Annotated in this window: 22 protein-coding genes and 1 tRNA gene; 10 read left to right on the forward strand and 13 right to left on the reverse strand. The window is 42.1% G+C overall.

Annotation, left to right across the window (positions count from 1 at the left end; genetic code table 11):
* Positions 1 to 12: 12 nt before the first annotated feature.
* From ACOSYY_RS20245 to ACOSYY_RS20305, 13 genes are all read right to left on the reverse strand, one after another.
* Complete coding sequence (locus tag ACOSYY_RS20245; protein ID WP_421664768.1) at positions 13 to 1416, reverse strand: major capsid protein; 1404 nt, start codon at positions 1414 to 1416, stop codon at positions 13 to 15.
* A gap of 57 nt (positions 1417 to 1473) precedes the next feature.
* On the reverse strand, positions 1474 to 2430 hold the full coding sequence (locus ACOSYY_RS20250) for a hypothetical protein (RefSeq protein ID WP_421664769.1): 957 nt from the start codon (positions 2428 to 2430) through the stop codon (positions 1474 to 1476).
* Positions 2427 to 4760: a portal protein gene (locus ACOSYY_RS20255; protein WP_421664770.1), complete on the reverse strand. Its 2334-nt coding sequence runs from the start codon at positions 4758 to 4760 to the stop codon at positions 2427 to 2429. Before ACOSYY_RS20255 ends, ACOSYY_RS20250 begins: the two co-directional genes overlap by 4 nt.
* 3 nt (positions 4761 to 4763) lie before the next feature.
* On the reverse strand, positions 4764 to 6281 hold the full coding sequence (locus ACOSYY_RS20260) for a terminase large subunit domain-containing protein (protein ID WP_421664771.1): 1518 nt from the start codon (positions 6279 to 6281) through the stop codon (positions 4764 to 4766).
* Positions 6282 to 6331: 50 nt separating this feature from the next.
* Positions 6332 to 6799: a hypothetical protein gene (locus ACOSYY_RS20265; RefSeq protein WP_421664772.1), complete on the reverse strand. Its 468-nt coding sequence runs from the start codon at positions 6797 to 6799 to the stop codon at positions 6332 to 6334.
* Positions 6799 to 7284, reverse strand: coding sequence for a single-stranded DNA-binding protein (ssb, locus tag ACOSYY_RS20270; protein ID WP_421664773.1), 486 nt, complete (start codon positions 7282 to 7284; stop codon positions 6799 to 6801). The genes ACOSYY_RS20265 and ssb overlap by 1 nt, the downstream gene beginning before the upstream one ends.
* A 41-nt stretch (positions 7285 to 7325) precedes the next feature.
* Positions 7326 to 7763, reverse strand: a complete 438-nt coding sequence (locus ACOSYY_RS20275; RefSeq protein ID WP_421664774.1) for a hypothetical protein — start codon at positions 7761 to 7763, stop codon at positions 7326 to 7328.
* 10 nt (positions 7764 to 7773) lie between these two features.
* On the reverse strand, positions 7774 to 8025 hold the full coding sequence (locus tag ACOSYY_RS20280; RefSeq protein WP_421664775.1) for a 14-3-3 family protein: 252 nt from the start codon (positions 8023 to 8025) through the stop codon (positions 7774 to 7776).
* A 305-nt stretch (positions 8026 to 8330) separates the two neighbouring features.
* Entirely contained in the window at positions 8331 to 8750 is a 420-nt protein-coding gene (locus ACOSYY_RS20285; RefSeq protein ID WP_421664776.1) for a terminase small subunit-like protein, read from the reverse strand.
* 527 nt (positions 8751 to 9277) lie between these two features.
* Positions 9278 to 9565 (reverse strand): hypothetical protein, encoded by a 288-nt coding sequence (locus ACOSYY_RS20290; protein ID WP_421664777.1) that lies wholly within the window; start codon positions 9563 to 9565, stop codon positions 9278 to 9280.
* A gap of 42 nt (positions 9566 to 9607) precedes the next feature.
* A tRNA-Ser gene (locus ACOSYY_RS20295) sits at positions 9608 to 9683 on the reverse strand.
* Between the two features lie 975 nt (positions 9684 to 10658).
* Complete coding sequence (locus ACOSYY_RS20300) at positions 10659 to 10835, reverse strand: hypothetical protein (RefSeq protein WP_421664778.1); 177 nt, start codon at positions 10833 to 10835, stop codon at positions 10659 to 10661.
* Positions 10835 to 11311, reverse strand: coding sequence for a hypothetical protein (locus ACOSYY_RS20305; protein ID WP_421664779.1), 477 nt, complete (start codon positions 11309 to 11311; stop codon positions 10835 to 10837). Before ACOSYY_RS20305 ends, ACOSYY_RS20300 begins: the two co-directional genes overlap by 1 nt.
* A gap of 1095 nt (positions 11312 to 12406) precedes the next feature.
* Here ACOSYY_RS20305 and ACOSYY_RS20310 point away from each other — a divergent pair.
* The 10 genes from ACOSYY_RS20310 to ACOSYY_RS20355 all read left to right on the forward strand — a co-directional run bounded on the left by ACOSYY_RS20310 (position 12407) and on the right by ACOSYY_RS20355 (position 16093).
* On the forward strand, positions 12407 to 12751 hold the full coding sequence (locus tag ACOSYY_RS20310) for a hypothetical protein (protein WP_421664780.1): 345 nt from the start codon (positions 12407 to 12409) through the stop codon (positions 12749 to 12751).
* Between the two features lie 18 nt (positions 12752 to 12769).
* Positions 12770 to 13060: a hypothetical protein gene (locus ACOSYY_RS20315; RefSeq protein ID WP_421664781.1), complete on the forward strand. Its 291-nt coding sequence runs from the start codon at positions 12770 to 12772 to the stop codon at positions 13058 to 13060.
* The gene (locus ACOSYY_RS20320) at positions 13057 to 13524 is read left to right on the forward strand and encodes a hypothetical protein (protein ID WP_421664782.1); all 468 of its coding nucleotides are present in this window, start codon (positions 13057 to 13059) and stop codon (positions 13522 to 13524) included. Before ACOSYY_RS20315 ends, ACOSYY_RS20320 begins: the two co-directional genes overlap by 4 nt.
* A gap of 244 nt (positions 13525 to 13768) precedes the next feature.
* Positions 13769 to 14071, forward strand: coding sequence for a hypothetical protein (locus ACOSYY_RS20325; protein ID WP_421664783.1), 303 nt, complete (start codon positions 13769 to 13771; stop codon positions 14069 to 14071).
* Positions 14068 to 14433: a hypothetical protein gene (locus tag ACOSYY_RS20330; protein WP_421664784.1), complete on the forward strand. Its 366-nt coding sequence runs from the start codon at positions 14068 to 14070 to the stop codon at positions 14431 to 14433. Before ACOSYY_RS20325 ends, ACOSYY_RS20330 begins: the two co-directional genes overlap by 4 nt.
* Positions 14433 to 14597 (forward strand): hypothetical protein, encoded by a 165-nt coding sequence (locus ACOSYY_RS20335; RefSeq protein WP_421664785.1) that lies wholly within the window; start codon positions 14433 to 14435, stop codon positions 14595 to 14597. Before ACOSYY_RS20330 ends, ACOSYY_RS20335 begins: the two co-directional genes overlap by 1 nt.
* A complete protein-coding gene (locus ACOSYY_RS20340; RefSeq protein ID WP_421664786.1) occupies positions 14587 to 14991 on the forward strand; it encodes a hypothetical protein in 405 nt (134 codons plus the stop codon). The genes ACOSYY_RS20335 and ACOSYY_RS20340 overlap by 11 nt, the downstream gene beginning before the upstream one ends.
* Before the next feature lie 172 nt (positions 14992 to 15163).
* Entirely contained in the window at positions 15164 to 15403 is a 240-nt protein-coding gene (locus ACOSYY_RS20345) for a hypothetical protein (RefSeq protein ID WP_421664787.1), read from the forward strand.
* Entirely contained in the window at positions 15396 to 15800 is a 405-nt protein-coding gene (locus tag ACOSYY_RS20350) for a hypothetical protein (RefSeq protein ID WP_421664788.1), read from the forward strand. Before ACOSYY_RS20345 ends, ACOSYY_RS20350 begins: the two co-directional genes overlap by 8 nt.
* Entirely contained in the window at positions 15800 to 16093 is a 294-nt protein-coding gene (locus tag ACOSYY_RS20355; protein WP_421664789.1) for a hypothetical protein, read from the forward strand. Before ACOSYY_RS20350 ends, ACOSYY_RS20355 begins: the two co-directional genes overlap by 1 nt.
* Positions 16094 to 16118: the final 25 nt, after the last annotated feature.

A 16118-nucleotide genomic window follows, 5' to 3' on the forward strand; every position in this document is an offset into this window, starting at 1 on the left:
TGTTGTTTGCTCCTACTCTTTGCTTAGAAATACAAGGCCCATATTATCAAGTGGCATACCACCACAAATGGAGCGAACAGCCCAGGTTGCGCTAAATTGACTTAAGTCACCGGCACCGGCTAAGTTAAGGTTTAAGCTCATTCCGTCAGTTCCAGGAACCATCATGCTTTCTACTTTTTCGTAAGCAAAAGTAGAGTACTGTTTTCCGCCGGTAGAAATAGCAGGGTAGGTCGCAATGTATGGGTTACAGAAATATAAGCCTACGCGTGGGAACACTAAGTTAATGCTAAAGGTTGTATTTGGCCCACCAATCAAGTTAACGATGTCGTTCTCAACGATTTGACGGCTTACATTGATGTAAGGGTTAGGCATGGGGGAGCCATCATTAAATACGGGCGCATAACGTACGCGAACCGTACAATTACCGGCACCATCAGCGCTAACCACAGGGTTTGTCGTTGTTGGGCCTGTTGGCTCACCTAATACGATAAATGTTTTAGCACGGCCAGTGAGTGCTTTTTCACGAGGTGTTAAGCTCTCGACATAGTCGCCCGCGGTACCAAAAGTAATGTAATCGCCGTAGCGCAATACACCGGCGGCAGAAGCTGTAAACCCTTTTAGGTCGATATCAACAAATGGGGTGTTCTCACTTTGGTTTGGCACCGTTGCATCAACCTGGATGTTTCCGGAGGTCGCAAAAGTGCCGTTGGTATGCCGACGCATCAAGTTATCAGAGTAAATGTTTAACCCTGCACCTGATTTAATCTGACCATTTCTTAAGATAGGCAAATTGACCTTCTCATTAAAATAGTTAGGGTATGCAGTCTGCAATTGGTTGTAAGCAGTCGGAGAAAATCCAGCCATGATGTCGCTATTAAGCATCTGGATTTCCATTCTTGCCAACTGTGCGTTAATCAAGGAAAGAGAGTCAAAACCGTTTACAGCCAGCGTTGGGTCACCGATTGCGTCAGGCCAAGTCTCAATACATCTGTCAATTAAAGCTTGGTCCATCAGCGCTGCTGCCTCTTTAGCAATCTGCACCATAAAGTATTTCTTAAAATCTGCTGGGGTCTTACAGAAAGAGAAATAGGTAATCTGCTCAGCCGTTAAAGCAAAGGGGAGCACGCACGAAAACTCGGTGCCGCTGTAGTTAGCAGCGCCTAATGTCATCGTCATGGTTTTATCGATGCTTGCGTTAACCTGTGTAGCAGGGTTATAGGTTAACCCGTAAACACCGTTGTATTGAAACGGGTATTTCTCAGTGATGCTTTTACCTAAAGAGGCGGTATTGCCATCAAAGCCGTTATAAGGGGTTGCGTAAATTGCGGTACGATAACTTGCCGCATAGTCAACGATAAGCCCTTTGTGAAAAAGGACGGTATTAAATAGGGAGTTGCCTCCTGGTCCGACTGCCATAATATGTCACCTACTACTAGATTTAAGTTTGCCTCTAGTAGTAGGTGCTAAGAATGGCTATTTGGGGATGGGATGCATCCGATTAAACCATTCCTCATTGCTAATCTTCTCGGCGGGTAACCGAGAGTTTACGCTACTACTAGACGGAGTTTTTAGAGCTTCCCGTTTTTGACGGGTAGGCTCGGGCTTTTTCATCTCAGCGATTTTTTTGTCACACCTGTTTATAAGTGCTATTTGCTCGCCTTGAGATAAGCGTTCAAAACCTTCCTTCTTACTAGCAGCGTAAGCGGCTTCCATTGGATAGCTGAAGTCTGCGATAGCCTTCAACAAGTCTCTACGTTGTGGATTAGCTTCAATTCCGGCCGTGAATTCACGGTCAAACCAACTAGTAACATGCGGCGCGGTCTTCGCCACACGTTGATGTATCGGCAGCCACGTTGACTGTAAATTCGTCATTTCGTTGTTTAAGGCTGCTTTGTTCCGGTACCATTCCTCAAGTTGCCTTGGGGTTAATGGCGCATCCTGCGTATTTGGTTGTTGTGGTGCTTGTACGCCATTATTAGCGGCTAACGCTAAAATTTCGTCCATGCTCGCGCCACCTGAAATCGTTTTAATCAGTGCTTCCATGCCATAAGCGCGGCTGCGTTCTTGTTCTGCTAATGCCCGTGCTTGCTGCGCCTCCTGGCGTGTCTTTTCAAGTTCGCTTTTTAGCTGTTGACGCTTGATAGCCTCTTTTGCCCGACGTTGAGCGCTGCGCCCCTTTTTCTTGCTAACCTGCGCAGAGGGTGAAAGCTCAGCTTCTGAGCCGCCATCGGATGAATCATCATCGTCATCTGACTCGTCGCCGCTTTCCTCGCCTTCGTCGTCATCGTCCTCTTCATCGCCAACATCCAGAGCATCGCTAATAAGTTGGTCAAGCTCATCTGGTTCAATCGGCCCGTCGTTCTGCTCATCTTCATCATCAAGCGGCAAATCGTCTAGCTGGTCTTGCAGATTTTTATCATATTCTATCATATTTTATCCTCTTTCATCAAATTGTCAAGTTCTTTGCTAATTTTCGCTGATTCCATGTGCATTCTGTCTTGCCTATCGTGCTCCTTTTCTATCATTTCCTCTAGTTTCCCCATCCCTTCTTCAACGCTCCGTTTGTTTTCAGTGTCAGCGCGGATTTGCTCAGCCGTTATTTGCGCCGCGCTGGCAATGTTTTTGGCCTCTATTTCTTTCTTCTCGAGCATGCTGTTAACGACCATTTGGATGGCATCCATTTTAAGCTTATGCTGCTCAAGTTGTTGCTCTTGCTCTTTAAGCTTTAAGTCAGCCGCCTGGAGCTTAAGCTTGCCCTGCTCAATCTGTTGGTCAGGTGATGGCGGCGGTGGAGGAGGAGCAGGTTTGCCTTCTTCTTGCGCGATAACATCCGGAGGCGTTACCTTCATTCTAAACCTATTGCAAATCTTATTGCTAAAGACGAAGGGCGCAAGCTTGGCCACTTCGTCGATGACTAGCGGCATCAACACTTCTTCGTTCATAGACGCTATTTTTAGCAAAAAGTTAATGCCAAGCACTTGCTGGGCAAAAAAGGAAGAGCCACCGTAGACTTCAACGCTAAAGTCACCGATGCTCATGTCGTTTTCAATAATAAAATCATCGCTATCATCATCAAGCTGATAGGTGTTTTTGTTAATGACTTGATAGTCTAGTTTGCCATCTTCACCCTTTGTAATGATCGTACGTTCTGTATCATAAATGCTGGGGATGAGTTTTAGCAACCCTTCGTTAGTCTTTGCGATTAGCTTATTCAGGTTGTCTTGATACACGCCTTTGTCGTTAGAGTCCCTTAAATCATTTGTCATCAGGGTTTCATCAGATGCCGTCTTTGCAACTTCAGTGCCTGCGCCCATCAGTATCTTAATGTCCTCGCGGGCTTGCTGGTAAAGGGCTAAAATTCCTTGGTCGACAGCAGGGGCTTGCATAACGGTCGGCATATGCCCATTGGTGTCATCAGGCTCTGCAACCTGTACGCGAGACCGGTTAGGGTTAGTCCAATCTTGTAAATTAGTAGCAAAGTTCTGGGTTGTCCCTAAGATAGTCGGTTTAATTCGGCAAGCCAAATCATCGGTCATTTCGGACAGACACCAGTTCATAAACCGCTGCATGTTTTGAGCGTATTTAGCGTATGGGATAACAATCAGCTGTCCGTTAACAACCCGTTGGTCACCAACCCCGTAAAGCAGCGGCATCTGGTCAGTGTTATACTCGCGGCGCTGCAACACCTTTTGATTGCTCAAAATGTAGCCGCAAATGTACTCAAAGTAACTCTTTTCCTCTTTAACGATAGCGGGAAATGGCTTCATCGTTGACTCAAACGACGGTAAATTCTTATCGGGTAACCCCTTTTCAGCAAGCTTTTGCTTAAAGAGGTTAGCCGCTATCTCGTATAGCTTTTCTTTTTCTTCGCGCTCTTTATCATATTGCTTTTTAAGCTCTTCGTACTCTTCCTCGGTAAATTGCGCGCCATTTTCCAAGATTAACACCTTGGTTTCGCGGTACTGACGTTTATAGTATTTAAGCAGCGTAACAGTGCCTTCATATTGTGCGTCACTCATATTGTCGCTATCAACCGCTACGCTAGTTGGTATCTCTTCCCCTGGAAACATCTTTTTAAATTGCTGCTCTGAGATGCGATAAGCAACCGATGCAAAATCTCCATCTTCGCGAAACATCTCTTTAGCATCAGGGTCAAAAGAGCAATCCATGATATCTTCATACTTAACCCTTAGCTCTTCTTCGAGCTTGCCGCTGTTAGACTGCACAACAACAATATGCAATGCCGAGCCGCCACAATCACACAGGTCTTGAAAAGTGTTCATGTACTGCACGTCGGTATTAGACTTTTCAGCGATATAACGCAGTAATCCAGCTTTCAGCTCAGCCGTCTTTGAGGGCACCTTAAGGTTAGTTGGGATAATCTGCACCTGGGGAGATATAGTCCTATTCTCCTTAATTAGGGCGCGCTGATAAATGGCAGCAAGATTTACCTCCATCGTTATCTTATTATTCATCCGACGGTTACTGAGTGACTCATCATCCCAGTTTGATACGTACAAAAACCGCTTATTATTGATGGCTGTCTGTTTGGCCAAGGTATAGTAATCATCCCATTTGCCCTTATTTTTAAAGGCTTGCTGACAAAAGTCATATTCAGATAGCGGGTTACCGTCTTCGTCATATTCGACCTCGTACTTATCACTGGTGTAGGGCGACAAATCAGCGGGGTCGTCTCGCTTGGCCGCATATTTGCTTCTAATTTGGGTTAGTGGCGTTTTAGGCTGTATATCATCGTTCATGACTTACATTCTCTTATGAGTTGTAGGGACTTTAAATCGACTTTGCCAGGTCAGGCCGTCGAACACATCTTCACGCTCAATTTTTTGTTGGTGCGCATCGCTATAAAGCGGCATTAATCCGTACTGGCATGCTTCAACGATGTGCGAATATTCATTTTTATAAGGCACGTCACGATAGCGTATTTCACCGTCTTCAAACGATTTAATCTCATCGTAGCGGTAGCCACCGGCTAATCCCTCACTGATGAACACGCATTGGCTACTAACCGTAAAGCCTGGCTCGCCCATGTTCATGCGGTTTAAGTGGTAATTCAGGGCTGCTTGTCTAACTATCGGTTTGTTTGTTCGAGCAGCAGATGTCTTTATCCCATGATGCTTAAGCACTTTTAGGCAATGTATGCTGACAGCTTGCCCAGGCGTTGTCCCCGCAGGGTCAGCCGTTGAGACATAAAGCTTATTGTTAAACCAGTGTGAGTATTTGGTGTAGTATTTGGGGATAAAGAGGTTAAGCAGAAATTGTTCTAAGTCCATGGAAAAGGTGTAGCACTCATCAAGCACGCGCACCTGGGAGTTGATGTATTGCATGATAGCAACTGCTGGGGTTAGCCCAAAGTCCCAACCCAAATAAAGCGGCTCATTAGGCACTGGCGTAATAACGTGCTTACAAAAATGGATTGACTGCTTGTATGCGGGGTGCACAGGTTTACCATCAAACACGGCTGCATATTCACCTAGAACCTTAACTTTAAAGGTCTCTTCATCCAGTGTTGTGGCCATAGCTTCCATCGCGGCGTCTGAAATACCAATGCGATTTTCACGCAACGGATTGCACACATAACGCGCTAAGCCAATATCATAAATCATCGCGGGCGGCTGCTTGTACAGTTTAAAGCCTACACGCTCATATTCGGGGGCATCTTCAAGCCTGACTTTCACCCAGTGACGCATAGAGGGCGGGTTAGTGTCAGCAATCACGCATTGATGATAGGGGAGGTCTTGGTAATCCTCAGGCAACCCGAGCATCTTTTTGCTAGGATATCTACACGTTAGGCGCGTCATCATCGCCTCAACGATGCGCCAAGGCAGCTCACTTATCTCGTTAACGAAAAAGCCTGTAACCTCAAGTGAGAGCAACTTATCCTCGTCATCTTGAGAGTTTAAGCTCATAAAGTACACGTCAAGCTCGTTCTCTATGCCTTGTTCGTCGACAAAGCGCAGTTGATGTAAAAAGGGGGAGTCTTTATAGAATTTACCAAACTGTCGTTCAGGAAACCATTGCAGCCAGGTGGCTACCGTTGTCATCTTAAGCTGTGAGTACGTGTTACGCACCACAACCCATTTGCCGCGGCGCACCCTATCCGTACACAGCGGAAGCCGCAAGAATTGGCGCATAACTTCGATACAGTTAGCAACAGACTTGCCGCTGCCGACATGACCAAACATTAATTTAAAGCGACTTTCGTTATCGTTATGATAAAGAATAGCGGTTTTTGATGGATTGTAGACGACAGATTCGCTCATTTAGCGAAATATATCACGTTCCGCTAAAATGTCAAACGGTTTGCGCTATTTTACGGTATTAAATTTGCCCAGCCGCTAGGAAGCTCATTCGTAGATATTCTTGTTTTTAGTAAACTTTCAGGCGCACGCTCTTTTCTAGGCTTGTCTTCTGTTAGTGTTTTGTAAATTTTGTAATTATGGTAAATCTTAACGACTGCTTTTCTGGGCAATCCGATTGCGGCTGAAATTTCGTTGTAGCTGGCGCCCCCTATCTTTAGCTTAAAGATTTCTTCGCGAGTCTCTCTTTCATAGAATAACCTTTTCCTAGCTTTTGGCAATATATCCCCATAGGTCCCCATCGACCTATGGACTATTTCAGCGTTTTTTATCACCCATTTTGATAGCCCTATAAGCTGGCTATATGACAGTTTCATTTCTGCGCCTATTTTTTTATATGACTCGCCCCTGTTTCTAGCCCTGACCAACCTCTTTGCATCAGTAAGGCTCCATTCCTTTTCCGGTCTACCAAGTTTTACCATTAAAATGGCACCTCGTCATTGTAAAAGTCGTTGGTGGCTGTAGTTTGCGCAGGGGAGGGGGCTTGACTCATCGGCGGTCTTTTACGCTTGTAATCACCATAACCTTGTGAATCTGTAGATGATTGTTGTTTCTGTGTGGCTTGCGCCTTTTGCGGGCTTCCGCCAAGTAATTGCATATTATTAGCAACAATCTGTGTTGATGCTCGCTCAATGCCATCTTTGCCGGTATATTTTGAGGTTTTGAGTCGCCCCTCAATAAATAGCTTTTCACCTTTCTTGACATAATTACTAGCGATTTCCGCTAATTTGCCAAAGAAGATGACACGGTGCCATTCTGTCTCTTCGCGGTCTTCTCCAGTCTTTGGGTCTTTCCACTTTTCGTTAGTCGCTATGCTAATGCGCACAACCATGCTTTGTTCAGTCTGATTAATCTCGGGGTCTTGCCCAACCACACCAACTATAATTGCTTTATTTACACCTTTCATCGTCTTTCTCGCTCCTGTTGTCTTTGAAAAAATAGGGCACCTTATGGCGCCTTAGGGCGGCTAAAGCTGGCAGCCATTAAATCTTTTATTAATTGTTTGCGCGCCAAAGTAAGGGTATCTTGGTGCTCACCTAGATTTAGCGCATACTTAGCATCGTTGTACCAGTACAGTACTAACGCTCTTTTCCAGTCTTCAAGCGGATAGTCAATTCCGTGGCAAGATTCTCGCGGGTCGCTAACAATGCAGCATATCTCGTATCTGCTAATATCTTCTATTTCATTGTGGTGCTTTAAGTTAGCGTGGACAGTATCGCAGCAAAGCTTGTGAAGAATCCCTTCAAGCTCTAATTTTAAAAATGGGTATTGGTTTTGCTCGGGCACCATCAACATTCTAGCGTTAATTTTGTCGATGTCGCCATCAAATTTGCAGTAAAGGTCAGCTAGCTCGTAGTGTATGTTTTCAAATATTGATTCTTGCATGTTTTCTATCCTATCGCGCCACATCTAGCTGTAGTTTTAATTTTCGAACTTCTTCCGCTTGCTCTTTTCCTATTTTTTGTTTATCAAAGCAGTTAAATTTTTCTTGTTCTAACGCAGATATAAGTTTTGATAACGCGGTTTTAGCGTGCAGCATAGGGGATAAAAGATTAAATTCTTCGTTGCTGGTTTCTAGGATGAAGTCGATTGCCATAGCTAGCTTATCCGAAAGCTCAAGTAAATTACAGATTGTCTTTTCTTGCATGTTTTTTCTCTATCCTATCGGTTACACTTTGTAACCGGTTAATCTCAGTTGGTATCATTTTGTCACCGACTCAATTCCCTCGAATTATGGGAAATTAGAAGCTCACTCTCTGCTTCTTATTTTAGCTTCTCTTTCTGCCCTTTCGTTCCAATATTCAGACTGAAGCCGCAAAAATCCTGCGACTGACAATTTTAGTATCGAATGTCGCTCAAGCTCTACATCTGTCATCCTTGATAACAACTCAAGCTCTTTTGAGTAATCAGCAGCCAACCCCTTGGCGAGCAAGGTGTACGGCGAAGGATGGGTCATTTATTCTTAACCCCAGGAATATTAATAATGAGTGGCGGCCTGCCTAGAGCCTCTTCATTAGTCTTTGTATTATAATTAACCACTTCGTGCCGCAGGCGCATTAAATTAACGTACGCTGAGTCATGACGCAAGTTGCCATCTCTGTCTGTGTACATGCCTGGGTTTTTTTCGCTAAAGATTTGGTCAACGATGGCATCCCGCCTATTACTTAGCTGTATGCGTCTTGACTTGTTAAATTTATCCCTAAATCGTGGGTACCTAGCGCGCCACGCTAAGATAGTACTAGCTGTAGGAAAGCTTGGGTCTGTTTTGCGCCGCTCTTTGCACAAATCGTCTAAGCCCAAAATTGAAGTTTGGAGCGCATTACAAATCTTTTGTACTATTTTGCCGTTATACCGGACGTCTGCTAGTGACATTTTCTTTGACCATTTCGAGGATTGTCTCGATATGGTAGCATAGCGTTAATTAGCAGTCAACTTTAATCATAATCCTCATGAGTATCGAATATCATGTAATCGCTACTATTCATCGCTTCTTTCCGGCGCTTAAAATATTCATCTATCTCTTTGTCGCCAGCATTGTCAAGCCATTTATCAAGTGATGTTAAGCTCGAGTCGTTGCTGCAAGAACATGGTACTTCGCTCGTCTCAAACTCTGGCGGTCCGAAATAATCTAACTTTGCAAGTAATGGCTTGTCTCTAATCTCAAATTTTATTTTTTTGATAGTGCTACAGCGTAAGCACTTTTTAAAAGAGTAGCATTTAAAATGTGAGCGATGGACGTACATCATGCTATTTTACCTCATCAATGATTTGACTAATTTTTGCTCGCAAAGTATCAAGCTCAGCAATCGCATTTTTTACAGCCACGGTGCAGCTCATATTTGAGTGCCTGCTCAACTCTTGAGACAAACTCGTCGTCTGTTATTAATTGTCTTTGGCTCTCATAGCAAACACGCCAAAGCTGATGCTGATTTTCTCAAGTCAGCAATCATGCGGTGTGGTACAACTACGCTAAAATTGTGCTCTTTCGCGCTATCTAAAAAATTTGAAACATAATCAAGCGTATGTATTGCTTGCTTTAATGTTTTCTCGTCTTTATCTCTTTTTAGCAGTTCGTCCAGCGCGGAGGCGGAGTCTGGTGCAGACGCTGGAAATCTAACGAGTCTACCACATCTGCAATATGCAATTATCTCATCATCAAGATTATTATCAGTATATGCTTTATGCATGCATGACCCCTGAACTGTTTCCAAAACGGAAATAGTTGAAATTGGTGACGCTAGACAGATTCGAACTGCCGTCTGCTGCCCATCTCGCAGCCGCTTTTACTGTGTAAGCTATAGCGTCATATAAGAGATAGCCGGAGTTTCACCGGCTTCTGAGGGTTAACGCCACTGCTTTTATACTCAATAGCTACTCGAGCACAACTTTTATTGTATAAGCTATATCTCTTATTTCTTTAACTGTAGCAAAAATCAGCTTCCGTGTCAAATAAATTATATTTTATACAAAATATTGTATGCGTGCGCAAATTGTGCTAGATTAAGCATAGAGCATCTGCCATGAGTAGAAGTGCTCAACGAGACCGCCAAAATCTGACGGTCTTAGCCTAAGATATAAGATATAAGCAGCGATGCAGAGAGTTATTGACTAAACGCACACTTTCGCTGCTAATTTTTGAGATTAACTATGCATGCAACATTGTATGATACGCTACAGCAACTGCTAAATTTAGCTGTTTGTATCGCAGTGTGGTACCTGGTTTTTAAAATCTAATATGGGCCGTAGTAACTGCTGTGAGCTAAAGACATAATGCAAGCAGATGAGTCGCGACTCAGCCGCCCTACCTACCAATTATTTATTATCGCGCGTTGGATAAGCGCAAGAATCACGTTAATTCCAAAGCCGATAAAGCCTGCGCATGCCACCAAAAAGATGACGTGCAACATGCTTAATTGCGCATGTGACGCGATAATGTAGCCAAATATTATGCCAACTAATATATTAATCAATTATATATTCCTCGCTTAAGTCAAAAGTAAGAGTAGAGCGACAATCGTCTTTATATCTTACGCGTATCTCGACTTTGTATAAGCTGTCTTTATCTGCTATTAACGCTTGTAATGCATCGTAAAACTTATCTGTTACTGCTGACATGCATCATCCCCCGAATCATAAAAAACAAAAGTAACTTGCTTGCGCTCGCTATCTTTAGCGAATTTTAGCGTAACATCAACTTGCACAGCGTCAGTTAACGCTATATCAAACTTAGATAAGTCGCGCATGTGTCTTAAAAATGTCTCTCTAGTCATTAGTCAGCACCTATAGCAAATCAATTGCTGCGTGTTCGTTAAAATCATTAATTTCCGCTAAATTACTTTTAATTATCGCGCTAATCGCTATTTTGTCTTCTGCAGCGTCTTGATAAAAATCTGGATGCGGGAAAGCGCGAAACTCAGCAAGCGAAGAACGCCTAGATTTGTATTTTGTCACGCGCATCAATAGTGCTTTTTAGTCATGTACTCGCATACGTCGAGATTTGCAAGTGTTAATAGCACGTCACACGCATCTCTTGTGCAGTTAATGTCCATCTTGTCAATTGTATGCTTGTAACGATAGTAGCGACTCTCAACGTGCGAGTCTAGCTTGCTTTTTGACAGCACGTGATAATCTACAATTTTATTATCTTGCATGCTTTGCTTAACAATAAGCACTGCGTCGTCATCAAGATAGCGTAACGTATATTTATATCGATCGCAGTGCAAGACATCGCTTTTATATCGCTTACTAGCATCAGACTCTAGCAACTGCTGTATATAATCTATTTTTTGCTGTTTATACTCTTTATCGCTCTTTGCAGCAGCTTTGTCGATACTGTGCAGCTTATCAAGTATCTGTCGATATTTTGATAGCTTTTGTTGCTCATCTCGTCTCTCGCATTGTGGACATGCGCAGTTATTAGTGTTATTAATCATTTTTATCTCACTTTAAGCTTGCTCTATATTGTTTGATGATTGTTATATATCTATCTTGTAGCTTGTCGCAAATTATGCTCATTTTGTCGTAAGGACGGTCGTCTATCGTATTTAACGCTGAGCATAGAGTTACTCTCTCTTTGCAGTAATCGCAAAAAAAAAGCAAATCATACATGTATGTGTCTACAACTAAGCGTCCGCGTCGCTCGCAGTGACAGCAAAAAAAGCTTAATGATGCGTAGTCTGCATCGCTGTATATATTGCGTATTGACTCGCGAGCTCTACGAGCTACTGACTGATTTTTAGCGTAATACGTCATTTACTCTCTATATAAAGAGAGTAGTCGCGCTACGCACTGCTACTCTCAAATTGTTGCGTAAAACTTATTATTGCTCTACTTACAGCTGTTAGTCTCTAGTATCGACGAGACAAGCAGAGCTATTGTTACTCAGTAGTCGACTTAACGTCAGTCGTGACCAACGCACTGAGCAAGACAATAATAGCAGTGTGTAGCGAAAAGTGCAATGCGCTGTGCACAGTTTTATATCATCAAATAAAAAAGTATATATAAATCAACAGCTTACAAAAAGTGCAGCAAAAAGTGCAAGCGCGCAATCAAATAAGTTAAGCAATGTGCATTATTTGCACATTAGTGCAATGTGCGAACGCATATTTTTAACATGAGAGCCAATCTTATCCCATTTTTTTTAACGAAAAACCCTATATAAACCAAAGGCATGGGAGAAATGGGAGAAAATGCGAGCGCATGTGCGAGCGCATATTTTAGATTTATCTATTGACAAATGCTATATGCATAAATTATCGCAAAATCTATACAGATGATGAGCGATATATATAGATAACCAACATTTTCTAGCTTTTACCTACCGCGCGGATGGAAAAAGGCAAATCGTTTTTGAGCCAAAAAATATAACATTTAACACCTAACCACCTGTTTTTGTAGCACATTATTACTACCGTATCTTTTTTTTAGTATTTTTTACAAATTATTGTTGACTTGCATAATTACTCGATATATAATGCACACATAGTCAGTTAACAATATTAACTTAATACCAACAGAGAGATAAAAAATTGGCAGCTATGCGACGAGCTGTACAACAAGAGCAAACAACAGAATTGCTGCCCAACATGCGGACAGCTTATCTTATAACAAACAGCACACAGAGAGAGATAAAAATGAACACAGTAATAGCGCACACAATATCTGACAAATACAATGATGATAATAAAAATATTAGCGAAAAAGAGCTAAGATGGGTAGTTAATTATCTAAACAACATCTTACTAGATAATATGCATACACCAACAATTGATTTGTTAACGCATGTGAGGGGAGCTGCGGCTAACTTACAAATTAAAATCAGCTTGAATCAAATCAATCATCTTTTATGTAAAATTTTAGAGCTGTCAGCTTAATACAGAGAGAGATAAAAAATGTCATACACATCAGACGATTTAGTACAAGATATTTGCAATATAGTCGCAACACGCAAACAGAGCACATTCCGCGCACTTATTGATAATTTTAAAAAAGATGAGAGCTTGGTACCTGATTTTACCGAAGAAAGCTCTTTATCTAACCAGCTGCTAAAAATAGCGGTCCTGTGGGCGGCAACAACATTTGCCGAAGCAAGAGGCTTAATTATTAGCGTAGACCAAGCAATCGAACCGCTCATGCAAGCTAAAGAAATATTGCATAACTTAAAAAATGGGGATAAAAAATGAAAATTAATAAGATTGAGGACGGCAAAATCATAGAGACAAAATTGTTTAGCGATAAGCATTCTCGCGACAGAATACTTAACTGGGGCCGCACTCTAATTGAAACCTTTAGCAAGGAAGAACTAAAAAAAGTTACAAAAGATACTCGGACGCAAGAAAAAATAGACCACCAACAAAATTATATGGACGATGACAAATTTTTGGAGGATTGCGAAAAAGAAGAAGAAATTTACGAGTGCGCCCCACAAATATTTTTTGAGTTTGAAAGGAGGGTGCTAGCGCTGCGGGAATCAGATGATTTGCTTTTTTTTGCAAAAAGAAATCAGCTTAGCAAATTCCACGAAGATTATATAGATAATTTTATCGCTGAAAAAGCCTCAGGCTATGATTTCTGGGAAAGAATCTATCATCGAATTTCAGCACTTTCTCATCTTTTAATTTTTGAAAGAGACGAAATTGATGATTAACTAAGTTTATCAACAACTACCAGGAGTAACTAAAAATGAACGACGAAAACCAAGAGTTAGAAAACAGTATCGAAGATGACATGGCTGAAATTGAGCTATTAATCGCAAACATGGATAGGATGAGGCGAGAGCTAAACGAAGCGCAAAGGCCTAGAGCGCCACAAAGACCAATACATTTCAACCCGCGGACAAGGGATGACAAAGACCACGACGGCGATGCAGCGCCAGGATTTAGGAGATAGAAATGCGGATAAATGAGCTAGTAAATACTGATGAATATCAGCTAGAAGAAAGTTTTAGCCAATTTTGCAAAATATACAGGCCTCGCACAAAAAAATATCTCATTGAATTTGAAGCGCAAGCGTTCCAAGCGGCAAAAACTCAAATTGAAGTCGACGCTAAAGAATTTGCAGCAAAAGCTTGGGAATTTTTTAGGACACTCCCAGAACCGGCAAATCAATATGAGGGGTCACGCAGGTTAGAAGCAATGAAAGCAGCAGCTGCGTACTTTTATGACAAACATCAACAAAATGAAGAGAGGCAATGATGACAACGACAACAACTAAAGATATGGTAATGCTGCTGAGAAGGTTGGCAGACCGCTTTGATGAAGAATTTGAAGAAGGTCAAGAAGTGGTATGTAATTTAACAATGCGCGGGATGGAAGGCCATGACTCTATATTTCCCATTGAAGCCTTATCAGCAAGGGAAGACAAAGCGGCAGGAGTCGTCATCTTAGACGTAGAGTGCCCTAAGCCGGCTGGCGATTTAATCAGGTCGATGCTGATGAATGAGTGTGGCAGGCTCATACAAATGGCAGCGCAAGCAGACATCGAAAGAGTCAAGAGCAAGGCTAAAATAAATACGGTTAACATTAAAAATGGCGGCAAAAAGGTGGTAATGCATTAATGAAAAAAGAATATAAAATTTTAGGCGGCTCTTCATTTTCTAAATACGACCTTGAAAAACGAGTCAATGAGCTTTTAGGCGAAGGGTGGGAGATTATGCAAATAACTGACAGCGAAGAACTCTTGATACATCTATTTAGAGAGGATAACGATAATGATAACTGAAGAAATCATGAAGCAAGTAAGAATGATTATATACACGGGTCTTTTGACGCTGGTTAACTCAAAGACAAGTTATGAATCAAAGATTGTTATAAACTCGGACGCTGATGACAAAACGATAGAAATGATAGCGATTACAAAAGAGGTTGGCATAAAGTCGCTCTTCGAAATCGAAGTCATGCTCGAAGAAGCGGCAGAAGTAGAAAGAATCAAGGTGAACGTCGTTGTCTTAAAACACTCAATTAACGACAACCCACACGGCACATTTACAGTATCATCTAATCATACCCTCTTTTTAGCGTTACAAAAAGAAGATGCGACACCCGAGACACTGCCACATCCATCGTTTGTCGTTGAGTACATTGCTAATGACATCGTAGGGCTGGGAGTTTACTAATGAGGCAGACAAAATATTTAATATTAAGACAAAGGTTTTCTGACGGTTGTTTTGTAGACCTAGAAAAAGATGCTAACGAACTTTTAAGAAAGGGCTGGCAAATAATCGCAGTGACGCACCCTGGAGGACCCAATCTTCTGATGCACCTTGTAAAATACAATGGGGAGGAATAATGCTTTATCATCTATTTCAAATCGCAATTATTTTAGTAGCAATCTGGGTGATTCCGCAGATTATATTTTGGGTCGGCGGCGTGCTCTTTATCATCTTTGCAGCTATCTACGCAGCGGTAGGTTTATTCTTCCAGCAAATTTTCCAGGCTTGCAGGGAGGCAACGCAAGAAATGAGGGAAGACAAAGCTAAGGCAGCGGCAGCAAAGCTCGCAGCTGAGCAGGTGGTGAAAGATGAGTAATATATTTATAATAAATATGGCGATAATTGCAGAAAAAGCAGCGCTTATAGAGCAATACGTAAACAGGGTTACAAAATCATTTTTTAATGTCCATCTTAATGAGTCGACACTAGTAAAATTTTGCAGGACTCCGAAAGAACTTTCCGAGACGGTTATCATGTTTGAAATTGATATAGCTGAAAATTGGCGCAGGAATTATGCTGATGCTATTGAAGTAGACTTGGCTGCCTTCCAAGAATGCCGAAATAAGCATGAAAAAAGATTGCTTGGCATGGTTGAACTGGGAGGACTGTCTGATGAGGCAACCGCAGCTGTAGAGAACGCAATCAATAAAATTGCATGCATGAGCGTTTACGAAGAATATAAAAAAACCAACCAGCTATTAGGGGTAAGTTAATGGAAGTTAAAAACTTAAGGCTAATGTGCGAAGAATTTTTAAAAGATACGGCGAACTTTGAAGAAGACACCGAGGTGCCGATAGTACTTGAAATTGATTTCGGAAATAAGGTAGATGATAGTGATGGCGTGGTGTTTGAGCTTGATGACATCGTATTTGCAGTGGGCGATGACATCAGCGACACCTATGGGCTGGGTGATTTTACTGAAAATGCGGAAGCAGCACTCATCGTATCATCCCATAAGGACGCCCTATTGTCTAATATAGTATGCATGCAATACGGGATGCTTTAGCATCAAAAGCACGAAGCCAATTAGC

The sequence above is a fragment of the Nitrospira sp. BLG_2 genome, from assembly GCF_049222245.1.

Excerpts from the sequence above, each read along its gene's own strand:
- ACOSYY_RS20245 (WP_421664768.1), bottom strand. The coding sequence starts at position 1,416 with ATGGCAGTCGGACCAGGAGGCAACTCCCTATTTAATACCGTCCTTTTT.
- ACOSYY_RS20250 (WP_421664769.1), bottom strand. The coding sequence starts at position 2,430 with ATGATAGAATATGATAAAAATCTGCAAGACCAGCTAGACGATTTGCCG.
- ACOSYY_RS20255 (WP_421664770.1), bottom strand. The coding sequence starts at position 4,760 with ATGAACGATGATATACAGCCTAAAACGCCACTAACCCAAATTAGAAGC.
- ACOSYY_RS20260 (WP_421664771.1), bottom strand. The coding sequence starts at position 6,281 with ATGAGCGAATCTGTCGTCTACAATCCATCAAAAACCGCTATTCTTTAT.
- ACOSYY_RS20265 (WP_421664772.1), bottom strand. The coding sequence starts at position 6,799 with ATGGTAAAACTTGGTAGACCGGAAAAGGAATGGAGCCTTACTGATGCA.
- ssb (WP_421664773.1), bottom strand. The coding sequence starts at position 7,284 with ATGAAAGGTGTAAATAAAGCAATTATAGTTGGTGTGGTTGGGCAAGAC.
- ACOSYY_RS20275 (WP_421664774.1), bottom strand. The coding sequence starts at position 7,763 with ATGCAAGAATCAATATTTGAAAACATACACTACGAGCTAGCTGACCTT.
- ACOSYY_RS20280 (WP_421664775.1), bottom strand. The coding sequence starts at position 8,025 with ATGCAAGAAAAGACAATCTGTAATTTACTTGAGCTTTCGGATAAGCTA.
- ACOSYY_RS20285 (WP_421664776.1), bottom strand. The coding sequence starts at position 8,750 with ATGTCACTAGCAGACGTCCGGTATAACGGCAAAATAGTACAAAAGATT.
- ACOSYY_RS20290 (WP_421664777.1), bottom strand. The coding sequence starts at position 9,565 with ATGCATAAAGCATATACTGATAATAATCTTGATGATGAGATAATTGCA.
- ACOSYY_RS20300 (WP_421664778.1), bottom strand. The coding sequence starts at position 10,835 with ATGCGCGTGACAAAATACAAATCTAGGCGTTCTTCGCTTGCTGAGTTT.
- ACOSYY_RS20305 (WP_421664779.1), bottom strand. The coding sequence starts at position 11,311 with ATGATTAATAACACTAATAACTGCGCATGTCCACAATGCGAGAGACGA.
- ACOSYY_RS20315 (WP_421664781.1), top strand. The coding sequence starts at position 12,770 with ATGTCATACACATCAGACGATTTAGTACAAGATATTTGCAATATAGTC.
- ACOSYY_RS20320 (WP_421664782.1), top strand. The coding sequence starts at position 13,057 with ATGAAAATTAATAAGATTGAGGACGGCAAAATCATAGAGACAAAATTG.
- ACOSYY_RS20325 (WP_421664783.1), top strand. The coding sequence starts at position 13,769 with ATGCGGATAAATGAGCTAGTAAATACTGATGAATATCAGCTAGAAGAA.
- ACOSYY_RS20330 (WP_421664784.1), top strand. The coding sequence starts at position 14,068 with ATGATGACAACGACAACAACTAAAGATATGGTAATGCTGCTGAGAAGG.
- ACOSYY_RS20335 (WP_421664785.1), top strand. The coding sequence starts at position 14,433 with ATGAAAAAAGAATATAAAATTTTAGGCGGCTCTTCATTTTCTAAATAC.
- ACOSYY_RS20340 (WP_421664786.1), top strand. The coding sequence starts at position 14,587 with ATGATAACTGAAGAAATCATGAAGCAAGTAAGAATGATTATATACACG.
- ACOSYY_RS20345 (WP_421664787.1), top strand. The coding sequence starts at position 15,164 with ATGCTTTATCATCTATTTCAAATCGCAATTATTTTAGTAGCAATCTGG.
- ACOSYY_RS20350 (WP_421664788.1), top strand. The coding sequence starts at position 15,396 with ATGAGTAATATATTTATAATAAATATGGCGATAATTGCAGAAAAAGCA.
- ACOSYY_RS20355 (WP_421664789.1), top strand. The coding sequence starts at position 15,800 with ATGGAAGTTAAAAACTTAAGGCTAATGTGCGAAGAATTTTTAAAAGAT.